Raw genomic sequence first — 19282 nt, 5'->3', positions numbered from 1 at the left:
CTCAAAATAATCAGGCGTCGCCGAGATAAGACTTTATCGTCTCAATAAATCGCGGAACAGAAATTGGCTTGGATATGTAAGCCTCGCAACCGCCCTGTCGAATACGTTCCTCATCGCCCTTCATCGCAAATGCGGTGACGGCTATGACCGGAATATGCTTGAGTTCTTCGTCGTCCTTAAGCCACTTGGTGACTTCCAGACCGGATACTTCAGGCAACTGAATATCCATCAAAATGAGATCAGGGCGATGTTCACGGGCAAGATCAAGCGCCTCAAGACCACTTCTGGTCCTGATGGTCTCATATCCACTGGCTTCGATTAGATCGCGAAACAACTTCATATTCAGTTCGTTGTCCTCGACGATCATCACAGTTTTGGTCATCGAATATTCCCTGGCCTTATTCTTGTCCGCCAAACGACAGGTTTGTTGTGCCCATTACGCCCGCATGGATTCTACGCACTTTAAGCCTATTTGATTGACGAATAGCAAATATTCTCCCAAATCGCGCATTGCAGCTATTTCGCCCAACAGCTGAATATGCGCTTCATTTTAGCGTATAGTGCAAATCAGCGTGAATCGAATTTTCAGCGAACTATGGCGAAGTGGCTGAGCTTAACGTGGAGAGAAATGAGATGAAAACTGTCATGAGTGAGACAGAGGCCGAAGCTCTTGCGGTAGAAGCACTTGTATGGATGGCGCAGGATAATGAGCTAATGCAGCGTTTTCTCGCTTTGACAGGCATTGAAGTATCTTCAATTCGCTCGGCTGCGCAAGAGCCAGGCTTTCTCGCAGGCGTACTGCAATTCTACCTAAGCCATGAGCCAACGCTGCTCCGCTTTTGCCAGGAAACAGGGCGCGATCCCGCGACAATAGAAAAGGCAGCGACACTGTTGCCGGGTGGGATGAAGCAGGACTTTTAATAAAAAAGCCCCGCCTAAGCGGGGCTTTATATTTTTCATACCTAAGAGATTACGCGAAATCTTCTGGCAGAAGTTCCTTCGGGAAGTTCTGGTAAGAAACTGGGCGCAGGAAGCGGCGGATCGACATTGTTCCAACGCTGGTTGCGCCAAAGTTCGTCGATGCCGGGTATGGTCCGCCATGAACCATTGAATCAACGACTTCAACGCCAGTTGGGAAACCATTGACCAGCACACGGCCAGCCTTGCGCTCCAGCACAGGCAGGAGCTTCTGTGCTTCGCCAATGTCGCCTGCATCCATATGGATAGTTGCGGTCAACTGGCCTTCAAAGCCACGCGCGAGTTTTTCCATCTCGTCAACGGAGCCAACGCGAATGACCAGTCCAAGAGGACCGAACACTTCTTCGCCAAGCGCATGGTCAGACAGGAAGCGCTCGCCAGTTGTTTCAAACAGATTTGGCGAAACCTGACGACCCGATGACACGGTTTCATAAAGCGGCTTGACTGCATTGCGCGTTTCAAAACGCTCTTTGCCTTCATGATATGCTTGCGCAATACCGTCAGTCAGCATGGTCTGCGGAGCGACTTTCTTGAGACCTTCAACAGCAGCAGTTGTGAAGGTATCCGCATCAGCACCATCAAGAACAACGGCAATACCCGGATTGGTGCAGAACTGGCCCGCTCCCATGGTTAGCGATCCTGCCCAACCCTGTCCAAGCGTTTCGGCGCGTGCTTTCATGGCTTCTGGCAACAGGAACATCGGATTAACTGAACCAAGTTCACCAAAGAACGGGATCGGCTCTGGACGTGCTGCGCAAAGATCGAACAATGCACGACCACCACCGAGCGAACCGGTGAAGCCAACGGCCTTGATATAAGGATTCTGGACGAGAGCGTGACCAACATCACGACGTCCGCCCTGAATGAGCGAGAATACGCCCGGATGAACGCCAGTCTTCTTGATCGCGGCTTCAACAGCCTGTGCCACGATTTCGCCAGTTCCCGGATGTGCCGAATGGCCCTTCACGACAACAGGGCAACCAGCTGCAAGTGCTGCTGCGGTATCGCCACCTGCGGTTGAAAAGGCCATTGGGAAGTTAGATGCGCCGAATACGGCAACAGGACCGATTGGACGCTGAACCAGACGAATTTCAGGACGAGGTGCTGGCTGACGGTCAGGAAGCGCAGCATCAAAACGGCGATCAAGATAGTCGCCCTTTTCGATATGGTCAGCGAACAGGCGTAGCTGGCCGGTCGTGCGTCCGGTTTCACCCTGAAGACGTGCTTCCGGCAAGCCAGTTTCCTGCGAGCCGATCACGACGATATCAGCAATACGTGCTTCAATTTCATCAGCGATTGCGCGCAGGAATGTGGCGCGTTCCGCGCGGGTCGAATAACCATAAGACCAAAAAGCATCTTCCGCAGCTTCACAAGCGCGGTTCACCAGTTCGACTGTACCGACTGCAAACGAATGCGCTGGCCCACTTGCTGGTGAAGATTCAAAGGTTCCGGCTCCATCGAGCCATTCGCCAGCAACAAAGTGTTTCCCTTTGGGCGTAAATGCCATTCGTCCATCCTCCTGTAGAAATCAACGCACAATTAAGCCAGTATCTCACTGCATCTAAATTGTACTTGTCTAATGATTGTATACCCTGTTTGTTTGTATACAGTGTGTGCGCACATATCAATTGCCTGCAGGACGTTCCATGCAGGTTTAGCCATGAAAGATGCATGATGAGCGAGACCACCATCCTGAGCATTGCCACGCTTCACGACCGCGTAGAGGCGATTTTTCGTAAAGCAGGGCTGAACGCTATACAGGCTGCTGCTGTCACGCGCGTTATTATTGCTGGTGAACGCGATCATTGCAAATCCCACGGCATATATCGCATCGAAGGTGCGCTGCGCACAGTCAAGGCCGGGAAGGTAAAGGCAGACGCGATTCCCGAAATCGTTGCCGATGAAGCTTCAAGCATCGTGCGGGTAAATGCGAATTTCGGCTTTGCCAATGCTGCCTTTGAGACCGGCGTTCCAGTGCTTGCAGAGCGAGCGCGTAAGAATGGCATTGCAGCGCTTGTCATCAATGATTGCACACATTTTTCGGCACTCTGGCCGGAAGTCGAAGCGATAACCAGCGAAGGTCTGGCAGCACTTGTCATGTGCCCAAGCTACGCGACTGTTGCGCCGACCGGCGGCAACAAGCCGTTGCTCGGCACCAATCCTTTCGCATTTGGCTGGCCACGCAAAGAAACCTCGCCTTACGTTTTTGACTTTGCGACATCTGTTGCTGCACGAGGCGAAATCGAACTGCATCGCCGCGCTGGCAAGCAGTTGCCGGAAGGCTGGGCGCTGGATGCAGAAGGCAACCCAACAACCGACCCGGAAATAGCACTTGCTGGTGCCATGCTGCCCTTTGGCGGACATAAGGGTTCAGCAATCAGCACGATGGTCGAACTGCTTGCAGCCATCATGATTGGCGATTTGACCAGCCCGGAAGTGCTCGACTTCCTCGGCACGACGACGCTGTCGCCAGTGCATGGTGAACTTATCATTGCGTTTTCGCCTGAAGCATTTGCGAAAGGCCGTCCGGGCGATCCATTTGCGCGTGCGGAAATGCTCTTTGATGCGATTGTCGGACAAGGCGCCCGCCTGCCTTCACAGCGTCGCTTCAAGGCACGCGCTGAGTCTGAAAGCGAAGGTATCAAGCTCACCAAAGCAGAGATCGACCAGCTTGATCTTCTGCTGGAAAAAGGTCTCGAAGCAATCAACTAAAAACAAGAAAGCCCTCCAAACGGAGGGCTTTTTCAATCTTAGCTATATTCAAGCCTTGTAGGTCTGAACTGCACCGGGCAACTTGCTCCACTCGGCATACCAGCTGTTGAACAGCTTGAACTGCGCTTCAACATAACCACGCTGGCTGTCGGAGAGCTTATCGCTTGCGTTGAAGTGCAGCGTATATTCTTTGTCACCCTTCAGAACCATCATGTGCTTGAAGTAAAGCACGAGGTCCGGGCCTTCATCGAAAGACGAAAGAACTGCAAGCGCCTGTTCGAGTTCAAGCGCACGCTGGCGCGCGTCGGCATCGCCCTTTGCGGCGGCTTGTGACAGCTTGCAAAGCTGGATAACTTCCTTCGGCAGAACATTGCCGATGCCAGTAATAGCGCCTGTTGCACCGCAGTTCACAAATCCATGGAACACAGCCGTATCGACACCAATCATCAGCGTGACATCGTCATCGCGGCTGGTGATGTTTTCGGCTGCATAACGCATGTCAGCAGGGCCGCCGAATTCCTTGAAGCCAACGAGGTTCGGATGCTCCGCACGCAATGCGAAGAACAGATCCGCGCGGGTTGCAAAGCCATAATAAGGGCTGTTGTAGATAACTGCAGGAAGATCGGGAGCAGCCGAAAGCACAGCCTTGAAGTGGTCCTTCTGTGCCGCAATCACCGAGCCACGCGACAGAACACGCGGGATGACCATAAGGCCCTTTGCGCCAACTTTCTGAGCATGTGCAGCATGTGCAGCAGCAACAGCAGTGTTCACAGCGCCAGTACCCACGATAACCGGAATTCCAGCGGCGGTGAGACGCGCAACACCTTCCATGCGCTGTTCATCAGTCAGCAGAGGCCAGTCGCCCATCGAACCGCAATAAACGACTGCCGACATACCAGCGTCGATCAGTTCCTGCCCCTTGCGCACCAGCGCATCGAAATCAGGCGTGCGGTCGTCCTTGCACGGGGTCATCAGAGCCGGAATCACGCCGGAAAAAATATTGGCAGCCATCTAAAACTCCTCTCAGCGCATCATCCTCGAACTGCGGAGCAGTTTTGTAAAAGACAATGCAACAAACAAAAACCAGAGCGATTGGACTGTTATGGCATTTGCCATTTTCAGTTCGCTGCAACTGATATATCAGTCTGTATTTTATTTGTCGACAGAAATTACACGGGGCTACAAGTTTATTTCCAGACGGTCATCGCGCATTACCAGTTTCTGCACCTGACGCACGATCTGCTCTGCATGTTCATGCGCCAGCTGTTCGGCCAGTTTCATGTCCCGCGCAGCGATTGCCGCAATCATTTCCTCATGCTCTTCGACAAAACGCCGTGGCAGACGATCATTATAAGACTGATAGTAGAGCCGTAGAATGCGCCGCCCCTCATCCAGCAAGCGTTTGAAGAGACTCGTGAAATAGGGATTGCGACCCGCCTCTGCGATTGCAAGATGCAGCGCTGCATTGGTTGCAATCATCCCAAGTGCATCCTGTGCTTCCACAGCTGCGGTGAACTCTTCCTGATGGGACGCGATGATATCCAGATCTTCCTGCCGATGATTTTTAGCGGCAAGCTGAGTTGTGGCGCGATACATCAAAGTCAGCGCGTCGAAATAGGTATGCATGTTGAGGAAATCGATATTCGAAACCATCGTCGAGCGATTTGGCAGCGTGTCGATCAGCCCCTCACCTGCCAGCCGCACCAAAGCCTCACGGATTGGCGTGCGGGACATTTTAAACCGCTCGGCAAGTTGTACCTCATCGATCGGGCTGCCGGGCGGCAGCACCAGATCAAGGATTTCATCGCGCAGCAGGTCATAGACCATCTTCCCGCCAGAACCGCGCTTGCGTTCAGGGATGGCGTTATTATCGCTTTCCGTCATCAGCATATCCTTTTGCGGTTATTAAGCGAATGGTTCTGTTGGTCCTTTTGCAGGCTGCGTAAACCACTCCGCGCCCTCGGCGCTCATGTAAATATGATCTTCCAGACGCACACCAAACTGCCCCGGCACGACAATCATCGGCTCATTTGAGAAGCACATACCCGCTGCCAGCGGCAACTGATTACCACGCACGATATAAGGCGCTTCATGGATTTCCAGTCCCAAACCGTGGCCCGCACGATGCGGCAGACCGGGGAGCTGATAATCCGGCCCCAACCCATGTTTAACCAACACGGCGCGGGCCGCATCATCAAGGCTGCAACAAGCAGCGCCAAGCTTTGCAGCATCGAACACCGCCTGCTGTGCCTGTCGTTCAATTGTCCAGATATGTTCAAATTCAGCGGTCGGCTCATCAAGCATATAGGTGCGGGTCAGATCGGAGTGATAACCATCGATCCGGCAGCCAGTATCAACGAGAATGACGTCGCCGATCTTGTAAAACTGCTCACCATCCGCGCCATGCGGCAGAGAAGTGGCCTCGCCAAAAGAAACGATGCAGAAGGTAGAGCCGCTTGCACCCATTTCACGATGCTGCTCATCAATAAAACGCACCACATCGGATGCAGCAATGCCCGGACGGATAAACTGGTGCGCGCGGCGATGTACTTCCAGCGTCAGCCCCATGGCATATTTGATGATGTCAATTTCGTTCTGCGATTTGACGATACGCTGCTCGCGAATGATCGGGCCAGCATCGACAAGGCGGTCTGCACCAATTTCTCTACGCAACGCATTATAGACAAACAGCGGAACGGCTTCGTCAACAGCCAGTGTATCACTGGCTTTCAAAAGCGAAGCGACCAGCGCAGCACTATTTTCCTCTTCCTGCCAGATGCGGATTTCGCCGGGTAAATGCGGGAGACTTTCCACCCGGCTCTGCTCAAAACCCGGAACGATATAGACAATATCGCTTTGCGTAATCACTGCCCCAAGCAGCCGCTCGCTAGAATGCCAGACGAGGCCTGTGTAATAAAGCAGGCTCTCGGTCGACCCAAGCAGCAAGGCACCAATGTTTTTTTCGCTCAAATTGCGACGCAGAACATTGATACGTTCCAGTCGCTCATCATTGGAAATGCTTGGGCGCGGGGTATTGAGAGACATTGCTTATTCCTTTCAGCCTGCCACGGACTCGGTGACAAGCTAAAAGGATAAATCTCTGTACGCAATTTGTCGACAGGCAGAGCATTTCCAGCAAAAGTGCGAAGCGGTTTTGCGTTGGATAATGCGAAAACGAAAGAAAGAAGCGGTTCTGGAAATTCGGCTTCGACAAGAACCGCTTTAGACTTTGACCAAACCTGTGCGCTTGAGCAGCCCCATCAACAACAGTGGCAGCAGCGTTGTGAGCAGGATCGCAATGAATGCCATCGCCATTCCAAGGCCAATTGAGCCCTGCTCAAACTGCCGCCAGATGAAGATTGAGATCGTCTGCATGCCAACGGGTGCCACCAGAATTGAAGCCACGAGTTCGCGCGTTGCCACAGCGAATACCAACAGCATTGCCGTAATAAGGCTTGGTGCAATCAGCGGCAGCATAATGCGACGGAAGGTTGTAAAACTACCCGCTCCACAAACGCGCGCGGCGGCTTCGAGATTATCGCCAATCTGATGAAATGCTGCCGTTGCATAGCGGATTGGCTGCGGCAGCAGAATGCAGCAATAGGCAAGCAGTAAGATGAGCGGCGTATTGTAAGGTGAAATCAGCAGCGATGGCTGGTTCCATGCAAGGATAAGGCCGACAGCAACCACAACACCCGGCAGCGAATTTGGCAGCACCGTCAGAACATCAAGCCAGAAACGTCCACGGAAGCGCATCTTAACAACGGCATAAGCTGCAACAGCGCCCAAGAATCCTGTCAGCAAAGCACTCGCAACACCCAATGAAAGGCTATTGGTCAATGCGCGCATCGCACCTGCGCTATTATCGGCAATATCAGCAAAATTATCGAAACCGAGATTGGACAGTGTGAGCCCACCGGAAATGGTCTTCGACATGGCAGTTGCAAGGATTGCGAGAAGCGGCACTCCGGTTGCGGCAAATGCAACCACACCAAACAGGATGACGACAGGAACCTTGAACGCGCCGAGATCACGCTTGTCCTTGTTTTGCGGCTTGCCGCCCGTTGTCACATAAGAACGGCGCGTCAAAATCCAGCGTTGCAGCATGAAAGCTGCCAGCGACAACAAAACCAGTGCAAGCGAGAAAACAGCCGCACCCGAAAGATCAATCGGCCAATCGGAAATGCGCATATCGATTTCCGTTACCAGCACTTCAAAACCGGAGCGACTGCCAAGTGCCGCCGGTGTGCCATACTCCTCGATTGCCGAAGCAAAGACGAGCAACAGGCTTGCGGCCAGTCCCGGCGTTGCGAGTGGTAGCGTGATGCGGAAAAACGAACGCCACGGCGACGCACCAAATACGCGACCAACATCGGAATAGCGTGCGCCGACTGCTTCAATTGTGCGCGATACCGCAAAATAGACCAGCGGAAAGGTGTTTAGCGCCATCACAAATGTCATACCGCCAAGCGAAAACAGGAACGGCGCGAGATTGAATCCCGCAAGCTGATCGAGATAACCGCGCGGCTGTAATGTCATAATCCAGCCAAGCGTCGCAATATAAGGCGGGATCATGAAAGGCACGAGCATCAGCACATCCCAGCCCAGTGCAAAAGGCACTTTATAAAGCGCCCGGAACACGGCGAGTGGAACTGCGATAATAGCTGAGAGCACGACGACGCTGACACCAAGCAGAATGGTGTTGCCGGTCATGCGTAAGAGCTTTGGATCTTCAAACAAGGCTGGCAGGTGCACAAAAGGCGCACTCAAAACCCCTTGCCCGATCTGCGGGAAAATCGCCTGCAAAACAATAAAGATAAACGGAACTGCGACGACAATGGCAAGGCCGATAACGGCCACAAGCCCAAGCGGATTTGCAGCGGTAGCGGTCTTTGCACTCATGATTGCCTCTGCGGTATTCCCGCTGCCACAAAGAATGACAGCAATTTAAAACAGCGAAATGAAATGGCTCTCCCCGTTTTGAGGAGAGCCATTTGGGTTTACTTTTTCACGCCGAAAATCGCGTTGAATTCCTTCAGCGTTTCATTACGCTTGCCGTAGACAGCCGCCGCATCGATCGGAAGGATTTTCAGATCACTGATCAGCGGGCGGTTAGCAGCAACATCGGAACGAGCAGGCATCAGATAGGCTTTTGCCACCATCTCCTGACCCTCATCCGAAAGCATGTAATCGATGAATTGCTTGGCTTCGTCCTGATTTTTCGACCAATTGAGGATCATGGCTGGACGTGGTGCAATAACCGTACCCGATGTCGGGAAGATCACGTCGATGGCTTCGCCCTTTGCCTTACCGGCAAGCGAGATGTAATCAACCGCGCCAAAAACTGCGGCTTTCGCGCCCTGAAGCACTGGGTTCAGCGCTTCTGCATTTGCTCCGGCAGCAACTGCACCATTTGTTTGAAGGTTTTTAAACAGATCCCAGCCCTGTGTTTCTGAAAGCGCTGCAACGAGTTCAAATGTCGCACCCGACTGCGATGGGTCTGGAAGATTGACCAGATCCTTATATTCTGGCTTGGCCAGATCAGCCCATTCGGTTGGCTTTGGCGTCTTGCTGTTTGGGTTCCAAGCAATACCAAGAGCCGAAACGCCCTGTGCAACAGCGGTTTCGTTTTTCAGGAAGTCAGGAATTTTTGCAGCATTCGGGCTGGTGTAAGCCACAAGCCAATCGCGCTTGGCAAAATCAGTTGCTGTATCCCACGACGCAGAAATCAGAACATCCACTACAGGATTGGCAGCTTCGGCTTCGATACGCGCCATAACCTTGCCGGTTGTTGCCTGAAAGACATTGACCTTGGTGCCGGTCTTGGCTGTGAAGCCAGCCGCAAGGCCTTCAATCAGCTTGCCCGGACCAGCCGAATAAACGGTGATGTCGGCGAAAGCTACCGTGCTTGCGAGCAGAGCTGCGGCAAATGCCATGCCTGCACCGATAAGGGACTTTTTCATAAATCTCTCCTGAGATGTGCCTGAGATAGTAGTGTTAGTGGGAGAACCAGCGGAGTTGTTCTGCATCGATTGCGATACCAACCGGCACGCCGGGCGTAAGACGATGGCTATCGAGATAGGTCAATTCATGCGACACAGTCTGCGAACCGATGCGCACAGTCGTTAAATGACCATCACCGCGAAACTGGGTGCGCAGAACCGTCGCCGGAATGGATGAATTGCAAAACTCAACGCTGCGCACTGACCGCGATGGCAGAAGCACATGCGTCGCCTGTTCGGGTGCTATGCTGTTCGCGAGCCGGATTTCCGTTTGCGATATGCGATACCCAGCACTTTCGCGCTCAACGGGCATCACGCAGCCAAGACGAAGAAAATCGGCAACGGCTGGCGTATTGGGTTGCGCGACAAGAACCTCTGGTGCTGCCAGCTGTTCAATCACCCCTGCCCGCATGATAGCGACCTGATGAGCGAGCGAAAAAGCTTCGCTTTGATCATGGGTCACATAGATGGCGGTGAGGCCAAGATTGGCTACGAGCTGGCCAATTTCGGTGACCATGTTCTCGCGTAATTCGCGATCAAGATTGGAAAGCGGCTCATCAAACAGCACAAGACCAGGCTCTGCGACGATTGCACGCGCAATTGCCACCCGCTGTTGCTGACCGCCCGACATATCGCTGATCGAACGATCACCAAAGCCTTTCAGGCCAACGCGGTCCAAAGCTGCCTTCACACGCGTTTCACGCTCGGCACGTCCGATGCCACGCATTTCCAGCGGAAACGATACGTTGCCATAAACCGTCATATGTGGCCACAGCGCATAATCCTGAAACACCATGCCAAGATGACGCTTTTCCGGGGGTGAAAACTTACCCGTGGCAGCATCAGCAACTTTTACGCCATTGATCGTGACTGATCCGGTTGTCGGCGCCAGAAGACCTGCCACCAGACGCAACAATGTGGTCTTACCGCAGCCCGACGGACCAAGCAGTGCAAGCGTCTGGCCTTTTGGTAAGGTCAGATCAATGTTTCTGAGGATCGTGTTATTGCCATAGGCGAGGCTCAGGCTTTCCGCCTCAACAGCAACGTCCGCGTGTATTTTAGTTTCATGTAACATAAGCGCGCAATCTTAATGGTTTGCGCGCTTCTATTCCGGCTGCATGACAGCCGGATGACACAATTACAATCCACTCACTTTATCAAATAATCAAACAGGCATGCAGCTAGAGAGAATAAGGATGCTGTACCTCAAAATCACATACCCATATAAGTGATTACATATCAGTAGATACTATCAACTATGAAGAGTGAGACATTCCTTCAAAGACCAGGTGAACGGCAAAACGTCTTTCTGCATATGATTTGTTAAATGTGGTGCTCAATGTTTTACCAAAGCACATTTGCGATCTGTCTAAACCTGCTAGAAACTCCAATCGAGCAATTAATGATATTAAGTAAGGATTGAACAAATCTCATAGACATCTGAAAAAATACAAATAAATATAATATTACGATCTAAAATAATGTTTTGAAAATTGACAAAGCGAATAAAGCGGCAGCTATAATAACCATAGAAACTTACGAGGAATTCGTGCTCAAATTTCAAAACACAGTTCTTGAGTTAATTGCCAGAGGAAAACCTCTCAGGCAAACACTGGAACAAATGTGCTTTGGCATTGAGGCGCTCATAGAAAACTCTCGCGTTATGGTCTGCTCCGTAGACAACGCGGGAATGATACATATGTTGGCAGCACCAAGCCTGCCCACAAGTTATACCTATGCTTTAGATGGCGTCGTTGTTGGTCCGGAGATTGGCTCTTGTGGCAGTGCCATTTATAATAACGTTTCCGTGACGGTCCACGACATTGAAAATGATCCGAAGTGGGCCGCTTATAAGCACCTTGTCCTGCCGATAGGCCTTTTAGCGTGCAGCTCTGTACCTGTCATCAATGACGCTGATGAGGTCATTGGCGCACTCGCTATCTATTTTCTCAAAAAGCATACCCCTACCACTGAAGAGGGCGATATACTCAAGGCTGGCGCCCAACTTTGCAAGCTCGCGATGATGCGCGAAATGCGCATTCTCAACTATGAACGCAGGGCGACCGTCGACGTATTAACGGGATTGCCAAACCGTTCAGCATTTGATGATGCCCTATCACAATTGCGCTGCGAACTGCCCGGAAGTTGGGCTCTATTTGTCATCGACGTCGACAATCTTAAAGTTACCAACGACACATTCGGTCATGATGTCGGCGATTTTTTGATCAGCACAATTGCCACGCGAGTTTCAGCTACGTTAGCGCCCGATATAACATTTAGGACAGGCGGGGATGAGTTTACCGTTATCATCCAAAATCATAAGGCGCTTTATGACCTTGATCACACTGCAGACCTGATCTTCGAAGCACTCTCATCACCAATTGATTATGATGGTCAAACTATTTTGCCTCGCGCAACGATTGGTGGGGCTGTACTTTCAGCACTTGATACCCAGCCGCAAATAGTGCGCCGCAATGCGGACTTTGCTCTCTATCACGCTAAAGAAAATGCACGTGGTAGTTTTGTGCGCTATCAAGCGAATTTAGGGACAAGCATTTTACACCGGCGCAACTCAATTAAAGAAGTACGCGAAGCACTCGAGGAAAAACGTATCACAGCGCATTATCAGCCAATTATTCGGCTTGATACTGGCGAGGTTGTTGGCTTTGAAGCATTAAGTCGAATGACAACTCTATCGGGCGATATTCTTTCGGCCGCAATGTTTCAGGAATCGTTCTCTGATGTCCACATTGCATCAGAAATCACCCAATATATGCTTTCAATCGTTGCTCAGGATATACGACATTGGCTCGATCTTGGTTTACCGGTTCAGCATGTTGGAGTTAACGTTACAGCAGCGGATTTTTACGTAGGTGACCTTGCTGCTTTTGTTTCAAAAACATTCGCAGATTACAACGTACCACTTAATCATCTCATTATTGAGGTGACAGAAAACGCCTATATCGGGCAACGTGATGATGTAGTGGCATCAGGCATTCGAAACCTGCGATTGCTGGGCGTTCGGGTTGCACTTGATGACTTTGGCACCGGCTTCGCAGCGCTCGCTCACCTTCTTACCGTGCCTGTCGATATCATTAAAATAGACAGATCTTTTGTATGTCGCCTCGCACCCGGCGACCCCAGCGTCGCCATCGTCAAAGGAATTTTGCAGATCGCACGAGACCTAAATATCAGACTGGTTGCAGAGGGAGTAGAAACTCTTGAACTGTCTGAGACACTTCAAAAAATGGGTTGCCAACTTGGGCAAGGCTATGCGTTTTCAAAGGCCGTAGATTGCGAAAAAGCCACCGAAATTCTAAGCGAATTTGGTCAATATAGCGAACGAAACAGCTTACGCTCTATAAAGTCGTTCTACGCAAAAAAATAAAGCCATTGACTATCCCTTGTGATCCAATGTCTCAAACTATTCGTATCACGGGATATGAATACAAGCATTTCCTTAAGCTCGCAGACATGGCAAAAGAAAATGGGGCGCGATTTGCAGCTCCTGTCTTCGCCATATCAGCGCGTACGGGATACGAACCGAATGAAAGAACGGACTGCTTCTGAAAATCAGCCCTCATTAGAGGAATTGATGCTGGCAGTCAGTTCTCGACGCGATGTGGACGCATTCGAGGTAATTTTCAAACATTTTGCCCCTCGGGTGAAGGCCTATATGACCAAACTGTCTGCCGATACGCAAACAGCGGAAGAATTAATGCAAGAAACTATGATTGCGGTCTGGAGCAAGGCAGACCACTATGATTTTTCAAAAGGCGCCTTGTCGACATGGATATTCACCATCGCACGCAACCAGCGCATTGATGCTGTGCGTCGCACCCGCCGTCCTGAATATGACGCAACCGACCCGGCCTTTGTTCCAGACGAAGAACAGCCAGCCGATATGAAGATCGTCCAACGACAATCAGCCAACCAATTGCGCGCTGCCATGGATAATTTACCGAAAGAACAATGTACCCTGCTTGAACTCGCCTATTTCGAAGAAAGCACGCACAGCGCCATCGCGAAGAAGCTAAATCTGCCGCTTGGCACAGTAAAATCCCGCCTTCGCCTAGCATTCAGCAAGTTGCGTGCAGCACTCGATAATTCGGGAGCGCACTAATGGATATCAAACATCATCTGAGCAACGAACTCCTTGTAAGCTATGCGGCTGGTACACTTGCTGAAGGCTGGAGCATCGCTGTTGCAACTCATCTTGCACTTTGCCCCGCTTGCCGTTCAAGACTCAGGCAGTTTGAACAGATCGGTGGCCAGCTTCTTGAAGCCGTTGAGCCTACAGCATTTGAAGCAAGCTCTTGGGAAAGCTTAAAAGGTAAAATACAGCATGTGCCGCAGCCCAAAGAGCATTCAGTTCTGAGACCGGAAGTCAAAACGCCTGTAGTAATACCGGAACCGCTGCGATCCTATGTCGGCGGTGACTTACCAGACTTGAAATGGAAATCGCTGGGTCGCGGTGCTTATCAAGTGCCTATCAAAACACGCGATAACGAAACACAGGTTCGCCTGTTACGAATTCCAGCAGGTAAGCCAGTGCCCGAACATGGCCACGGTGGCCGTGAATTGACGCTTGTGCTGAGTGGAAGTTTTAACGATGGCACCGGGGTTTTTGCGCGTGGCGACATTGAAGAGGCGGATGCCGATCTCGTGCACCAGCCTATTGCTTCGCCGGATGGCGATTGCGTCTGCCTCGCTGTGACTGACGCGCCGCTGAAATTCCAAAGCTGGCTTATGCGGCTCGTGCAGCCATTGGTTGGCATATAAAGAAAGGCGGCAGAGATGCCGCCTTTTTTTGTTAATTCAACACGACAATTGCCGCGTTCAAAGCTGTCGCCAACGAAAGCCACACGAGATATGGCACAAAGAGCAGCGCTGAAATACGGTCTGGTCGCCAGGCGCGCACGATAAACAAAAGCACGCAAAGCCAAACGCCGATAATCACGAACAGCCCTAACACCGTCATATGTGCACCAAAGAAAATAGGTGACCAGATGAAGTTCAGAGCCATTTGTCCAAACCATGGCCCGCGCCTTTGCCAACCGCTATCACTTATCCAGGTGCGCCAGCCCGCAATAGCAATGAAAATATAGAGTATGGTCCATATGGGTCCAAACGCAGCGTTTGGTGGGGTAAACCAAGGCTTTTGAAGGGATGCGTACCATTCTCCGGGTGGGAAGCCGATACCAATAGCCATTCCAATGACTACAATTACAAAAGCGAAGACAGCCAAAAGACCTAATCTATGCATATGCTTACTCCAAACTATCCACTTATCCGCGACGCAACCCAATAGCCAACATAGGCTGATGCGGCCGAGAGAACAGTGCCCCAGATCATATCTGCTATTGTCAGCGTCCATGACCAATTCTTCAAAGTGGCCTGATTGGTCAGATCATAAGTCGCATAGGCGATAAATCCAAGAAGCGCGCCATTTACAAGTGTGACCATACCGCTACTTGCCAGTAGCCCGGGTTTCACCGCAAAGAAAACAAGCCCAAAGACAAAGATCAAATAGAAGACGATAGCGGGTGCGAGGCGAAATCCCGACATCATCATATCCCCCATGACAGGGCGATAAATCACGTTGGCCATATTGGACAACCAGACCGCATCAATCGCTAGAAACGCGACGCCAGTCGCAACATAAGCTATGAGATAGTCTTTCATTGAAAGCCAACTTTCTTATTTGATGCGTGTCCAGCCAACACTGCGACAGACAAGACCAGCCAAAACACATCCATTGGAAGTCATTGTGTCACCATTGACCATTACGCTGATCTTGTAGGTGAGTTTACGTTGGGGATCGAAAGCCGTTCCTGAATATTGCCCACTTGTGCTTTGCTTAATGCTCATGACAAGCACATCACCAGTTTTCTCTTTCGGCGTTCCGGGCTTAATCCAGGTGTTCGTGGCGCATATATCTTTGCCGCATCCTGCGATCTTCACCCGTGCTTTCCCATCACCTCGCGCCCAGTTACCGCTAATATCATCAGCTTGAGCCGCAAATGGGAATAACACTGTGAATACAATGATTGTTAACAGCCATTTCATCGACGCCTCCCTGGTCTGTCGATTCAGCCTCTAAGCGTGTTCAATCGTGTAAAGTCCGACATTAATCGCACCTTCTTCAAACCCGCCCTCGCAATAGCAAAGGTAGTATTCCCAAAGCCGCCTGAACTTATCATCGAAACCAAGCTTTTCGATTTCGGGCCAATTGGCGATGAACCGCTGGCGCCACTCCGCGAGGGTAAGAGCGTAAGAATGACCAAAATGTTCAATTTCTTTCACCACAAGCCCTGACTTCAGCAGATCACGTTCAAGAACTTTATCTGAAGGCAGAAAGCCGCCGGGAAAGATGAATTTTTGAATGAAATCCGCCTTACGACGGTAATTTTCATAACGCGCGTCTTCGATTGAGATGATCTGTAGAACAGCGCGCCCGCCCGGCTTGAGACAACGCTTCATTGTCGCGAAATATTCTGGCCAATAGGCTTCACCAACTGCCTCAAACATTTCAATCGAAACAATCCGGTCAAACTGTCCTTCTAAGTCACGATAATCCTGTAAGCGAAGATCAACAGCATTCTGCTGTCCTGCCTCCGCTATAGTTTGGTTAGCCCAAGCCAACTGTGACGGCGACAAGGTGATACCAGTCACATGCGTTCCATCGTGCTTTGCGAGAAAGCTTGCCAGCGCACCCCAGCCACAACCGATTTCGAGAACCTTTTCACCGCCCTCAAGTGCAAGTTTGTCTGCTATGCACTGCAACTTATACTCCTGCGCACTTTCTAAGCTGGGCGTCGTCTCGCTCCATATTGCTGATGAATACAACATCGATGGATCAAGCCAGCGGCGATAGAAATCATTGCCAAGATCGTAATGGGCTTCAATGTTACGCCGACTACCTCGGCGCGTATTCGCATTGAATAGATGGCCAATACGATTCAGCGTCCGCATCCAGACTGAACCACGCAAACTGGATAAGAGTGTATCGCGATTGCGCACTGCAAAGCGGATAACCGAGGTTAGATCCGGCGACGTCCATTCACCCGCGATATAAGCTTGCGCGAAACCAATATCCCCACCCGTCAGAAGCCGACGCAGGCAACGCCAACTCCTAATTATTATTTTAGCTTCAGGACCGGCTAAACCGCCTTGGCCAAATATTACCTTTCCTGATGGAAGAACCAATGTCAGTCGTCCATGCTGCACTTGACTAAGCAAGCGACGCAAAAGACGCGCGGAGGGGCTCCAACCAGAATAGCCGCGTGAAATAACTACGGGGAGCGGCGAGGTCTCATCAATATGGCTCATGCGGCCTCACTCCTTTGCCGGGATGGCTCTTGTCGGATATGCGTTATCGGTTCTTGTGGCGGCTTCGGACGTTTGCGCAAACCAATGCCTTTCAACCAAATTTTCAGCGCCTCCCAGTGAATACCGCCCACCACTCTCAGGGTAAGAAACGGAATTGCAAAGAACGCGCGCAACAAGGCTGCATCAGTCAGTTCAACCCTACGCGCCAGATGACGAGCGGTCATGAGCAAGCCTTCATCGTCAAAACTGTTGATGCGGATGGAGAGCTTATCTGTGGGTGGAGAAACTTCAAACTCGTACCGAAGCTTCATATCCATGAAGGGCGAGACGTAAAATGCTTTGTCGCAGCTTTGTACGATGCGACCGTTTGTGGCGTTCTCGACCGGGATCATATAACCATGGCGTTGGCGGAAGGTATTATCAACTTCCCAGAGTATAGCCACGAGTTCTTCGCCACGATTATAGCAGAAGAAAACACTCAGCGGATTGAAAGCCCAGCCCAAAATACGCGGCATGGTGAGCAGGCGGATTGCACCGCCGTCTGGCATTACTCCGGCTGCATCCATGGCGCGCTCGACCTGTTCGCGCAACGGCAAAGCTGATCCATCGCCTCTATCTTTTCTGTAGAACGAAAACAGATTGAAACGATCAAGCGAGAAAAGCTTCAACTTACCATCAAGCATTTCCAGCTCGTCGAGATCAAGCAGGAGTGAATAGATTTTATAGGCCAGCTTATGAACTTTAGGCCGCAAACGCGCATGGGTCACATAGCCAGGGAAAATCGCAGAATGGAAGTTCCCGGTCATGCCAGCGCCCTTTCTTGGATAGACAATGGCTGGCGAAAAATACGTGCGCTTTCCTGCTCAACCTGCCAAGGACGACGCAGACCGCCAAGGTCTTCTGCTACGGCAAGACCTGCCTGAAGCCCATCCTCATGAAAGCCGGAGCCAAAATGCGCTCCGCAAAACCAAGTCCTGCGCTGTCCCTGCAACGACCAGATTTCTTTCTGTGCACGATCTGTTGCCATGTCGAAAATCGGATGCCGATAAATCTCACGACGGATAACGAGTTCCTCACGCGGCTCACGACAAGGATTGAGTGTAACAAAAGTTTCGGGTGCGTCTCCCAGCGGTTGCAAACGGTTCATCCAGTAAGTGATGGATGGGTGAGTTGAGCCAGTGGCAGCATTGGTTAGATAATTCCAACTAGACCAAGCAGCACGACGTTTGGGCATCAGAGACACATCGCTATGCAGCACCGCTTCATTGCGTGAATATTGAAACGCGCCAAGAATCCGGCTTTCATCAGCGCTTGGATCAGCCAGTATTTGCAAAGCTTGATCGGCATGAGTGGCAATCACAACATCGTCGAAAATATGGGACATGCCGCTTCCGTCGATCAACTCGACAGAGTTTTCAGAGCGTCGAACGGATTGGATCGATGTCGAAAGCATGATCCTGTCTGCATAAGGCTTGGTGATACGCTTTACATATTCCCTGCTACCACCTGATACCGTGCGCCAGATTGGCCGGTCACGAAGAGCCAGAAGACCGTGATTACAACAAAAGCGAACGAAACTTGCGGCCGGATATCGCCCGACTTCCATTGCAGGTGTCGACCAGATCGCCGCAGCCATCGGGTAAAGATGATCCTCACGGAAGACCCGGCCATAGCCATTGCGTGCCAGATAGTCATCTAGCGAAATGCTACCCATAGCGTTCAAATCTTTTGGAGCATTGCGATAAAAGCGTAGAAGGTCACGGATCATCGACCAGAAACGCGGACTGACCAGATTAGACCGCTGCGCGAATAGGCCTAAGCCGGTTCCACCTGAATATTCATAAGCTCCATTGTTAATTGAAACTGCAAACGACATGCTCGACGCTGCTGTCGGAACATCAAGCGTTTGAAATAGTGCAGTCAGATTGGGATAAGTCACTTCATTATAGACGATGAACCCGGTATCGACCGCAACGGGACCATTGATGCTTTCAAATTCGACGGTATTGCTATGTCCACCAATCCGATCCGACGCTTCAAAAACAGTCACATCATGACGCTGTGAAAGCAGCCATGCAGCTGACAGCCCTGAAATACCGCTGCCGATAATCGCGACCCTGAGACGTTTATATCTGCCCGAATGGTTCGTGATATCCATAGTCCCTCTCTTCACAGCGCGCTCAGCCACGTATGGGCCGAATTTTCATCATCTTACGTTTTGAAAAGGGATTTGGTTCAATCGGCCACCAAACTTTTTT

The 19282-nt window shown here is 51.1% G+C and carries 19 protein-coding genes; 5 read left to right on the top strand and 14 right to left on the bottom strand.

Translation table 11 applies throughout. From position 1 onward, the window contains the following. Positions 1–10: 10 nt before the first annotated feature. Complete coding sequence (locus tag J2782_RS08285) at positions 11–382, bottom strand: response regulator (protein ID WP_250042903.1); 372 nt, start codon at positions 380–382, stop codon at positions 11–13. Between the two features lie 251 nt (positions 383–633). Between J2782_RS08285 and J2782_RS08280 the strand changes: the two genes are divergently transcribed. Next, the gene (locus J2782_RS08280) at positions 634–921 is read left to right on the top strand and encodes a DUF3572 domain-containing protein (RefSeq protein WP_310011312.1); all 288 of its coding nucleotides are present in this window, start codon (positions 634–636) and stop codon (positions 919–921) included. 49 nt (positions 922–970) lie between these two features. On the opposite strand, the gene J2782_RS08275 is transcribed toward J2782_RS08280, so the two are convergent. Then, the gene (locus J2782_RS08275) at positions 971–2485 is read right to left on the bottom strand and encodes an aldehyde dehydrogenase (NADP(+)) (protein ID WP_310011310.1); all 1515 of its coding nucleotides are present in this window, start codon (positions 2483–2485) and stop codon (positions 971–973) included. Positions 2486–2652: 167 nt separating this feature from the next. Here J2782_RS08275 and J2782_RS08270 point away from each other — a divergent pair, with 167 nt between their 5' ends. Next, a complete protein-coding gene (locus tag J2782_RS08270; RefSeq protein WP_310012292.1) occupies positions 2653–3690 on the top strand; it encodes an Ldh family oxidoreductase in 1038 nt (345 codons plus the stop codon). A 48-nt stretch (positions 3691–3738) separates the two neighbouring features. On the opposite strand, the gene J2782_RS08265 is transcribed toward J2782_RS08270, so the two are convergent. The 6 genes from J2782_RS08265 to J2782_RS08240 form a co-directional block, all read right to left on the bottom strand. Further along, a complete protein-coding gene (locus tag J2782_RS08265; protein ID WP_310011308.1) occupies positions 3739–4701 on the bottom strand; it encodes a dihydrodipicolinate synthase family protein in 963 nt (320 codons plus the stop codon). 168 nt (positions 4702–4869) lie between these two features. Further along, positions 4870–5574, bottom strand: coding sequence for a GntR family transcriptional regulator (locus J2782_RS08260; RefSeq protein WP_404989614.1), 705 nt, complete (start codon positions 5572–5574; stop codon positions 4870–4872). A 21-nt stretch (positions 5575–5595) separates the two neighbouring features. Next, positions 5596–6735: a M24 family metallopeptidase gene (locus tag J2782_RS08255; protein ID WP_310011305.1), complete on the bottom strand. Its 1140-nt coding sequence runs from the start codon at positions 6733–6735 to the stop codon at positions 5596–5598. A gap of 177 nt (positions 6736–6912) precedes the next feature. Next, on the bottom strand, positions 6913–8592 hold the full coding sequence (locus tag J2782_RS08250) for an ABC transporter permease (protein WP_310011304.1): 1680 nt from the start codon (positions 8590–8592) through the stop codon (positions 6913–6915). 98 nt (positions 8593–8690) lie between these two features. Then, positions 8691–9653 carry an ABC transporter substrate-binding protein gene (locus J2782_RS08245; protein ID WP_310011302.1) on the bottom strand — a complete coding sequence of 321 codons (963 nt, stop codon included), beginning with the start codon at positions 9651–9653 and terminating at the stop codon, positions 8691–8693. A 34-nt stretch (positions 9654–9687) separates the two neighbouring features. Continuing rightward, positions 9688–10767, bottom strand: coding sequence for an ABC transporter ATP-binding protein (locus J2782_RS08240; protein ID WP_310011300.1), 1080 nt, complete (start codon positions 10765–10767; stop codon positions 9688–9690). 411 nt (positions 10768–11178) lie between these two features. Between J2782_RS08240 and J2782_RS08235 the strand changes: the two genes are divergently transcribed. From J2782_RS08235 to J2782_RS08225, 3 genes are all read left to right on the top strand, one after another. Then, positions 11179–13080, top strand: coding sequence for a bifunctional diguanylate cyclase/phosphodiesterase (locus J2782_RS08235; protein WP_310011298.1), 1902 nt, complete (start codon positions 11179–11181; stop codon positions 13078–13080). A gap of 159 nt (positions 13081–13239) precedes the next feature. Beyond that, positions 13240–13815, top strand: a complete 576-nt coding sequence (locus J2782_RS08230; protein ID WP_310011296.1) for a sigma-70 family RNA polymerase sigma factor — start codon at positions 13240–13242, stop codon at positions 13813–13815. Further along, positions 13815–14474 (top strand): ChrR family anti-sigma-E factor, encoded by a 660-nt coding sequence (locus J2782_RS08225; protein ID WP_310011295.1) that lies wholly within the window; start codon positions 13815–13817, stop codon positions 14472–14474. The genes J2782_RS08230 and J2782_RS08225 overlap by 1 nt, the downstream gene beginning before the upstream one ends. Positions 14475–14505: 31 nt before the next feature. Here J2782_RS08225 and J2782_RS08220 read toward each other — a convergent pair whose 3' ends face one another. Genes J2782_RS08220 through J2782_RS08195 form a run of 6 tightly spaced genes read right to left on the bottom strand, consistent with a single transcriptional unit; the run spans position 14506 to position 19182 of the window. Next, complete coding sequence (locus tag J2782_RS08220; protein ID WP_310011293.1) at positions 14506–14958, bottom strand: TspO/MBR family protein; 453 nt, start codon at positions 14956–14958, stop codon at positions 14506–14508. 14 nt (positions 14959–14972) lie between these two features. Further along, complete coding sequence (locus J2782_RS08215) at positions 14973–15377, bottom strand: DUF2177 family protein (RefSeq protein WP_310011290.1); 405 nt, start codon at positions 15375–15377, stop codon at positions 14973–14975. Positions 15378–15392: 15 nt separating this feature from the next. Further along, a complete protein-coding gene (locus tag J2782_RS08210) occupies positions 15393–15761 on the bottom strand; it encodes a DUF2147 domain-containing protein (protein WP_310011288.1) in 369 nt (122 codons plus the stop codon). Between the two features lie 30 nt (positions 15762–15791). Then, positions 15792–17024: a class I SAM-dependent methyltransferase gene (locus J2782_RS08205; RefSeq protein WP_310011286.1), complete on the bottom strand. Its 1233-nt coding sequence runs from the start codon at positions 17022–17024 to the stop codon at positions 15792–15794. Next, on the bottom strand, positions 17021–17830 hold the full coding sequence (locus J2782_RS08200; RefSeq protein WP_310011284.1) for a DUF1365 domain-containing protein: 810 nt from the start codon (positions 17828–17830) through the stop codon (positions 17021–17023). Before J2782_RS08200 ends, J2782_RS08205 begins: the two co-directional genes overlap by 4 nt. Then, positions 17827–19182 carry an NAD(P)/FAD-dependent oxidoreductase gene (locus J2782_RS08195; RefSeq protein ID WP_310011282.1) on the bottom strand — a complete coding sequence of 452 codons (1356 nt, stop codon included), beginning with the start codon at positions 19180–19182 and terminating at the stop codon, positions 17827–17829. Before J2782_RS08195 ends, J2782_RS08200 begins: the two co-directional genes overlap by 4 nt. Between the last annotated feature and the right edge of the window lie 100 nt (positions 19183–19282).

The organism is Brucella pseudogrignonensis (genome assembly GCF_031454375.1).
GTDB classification, from domain to species: Bacteria; Pseudomonadota; Alphaproteobacteria; order Rhizobiales; family Rhizobiaceae; genus Brucella; species Brucella pseudogrignonensis_A.
The sequence above is the reverse complement of the archived record's forward strand: the minus strand, read 5'-3'. Positions and strand labels throughout refer to the sequence as shown.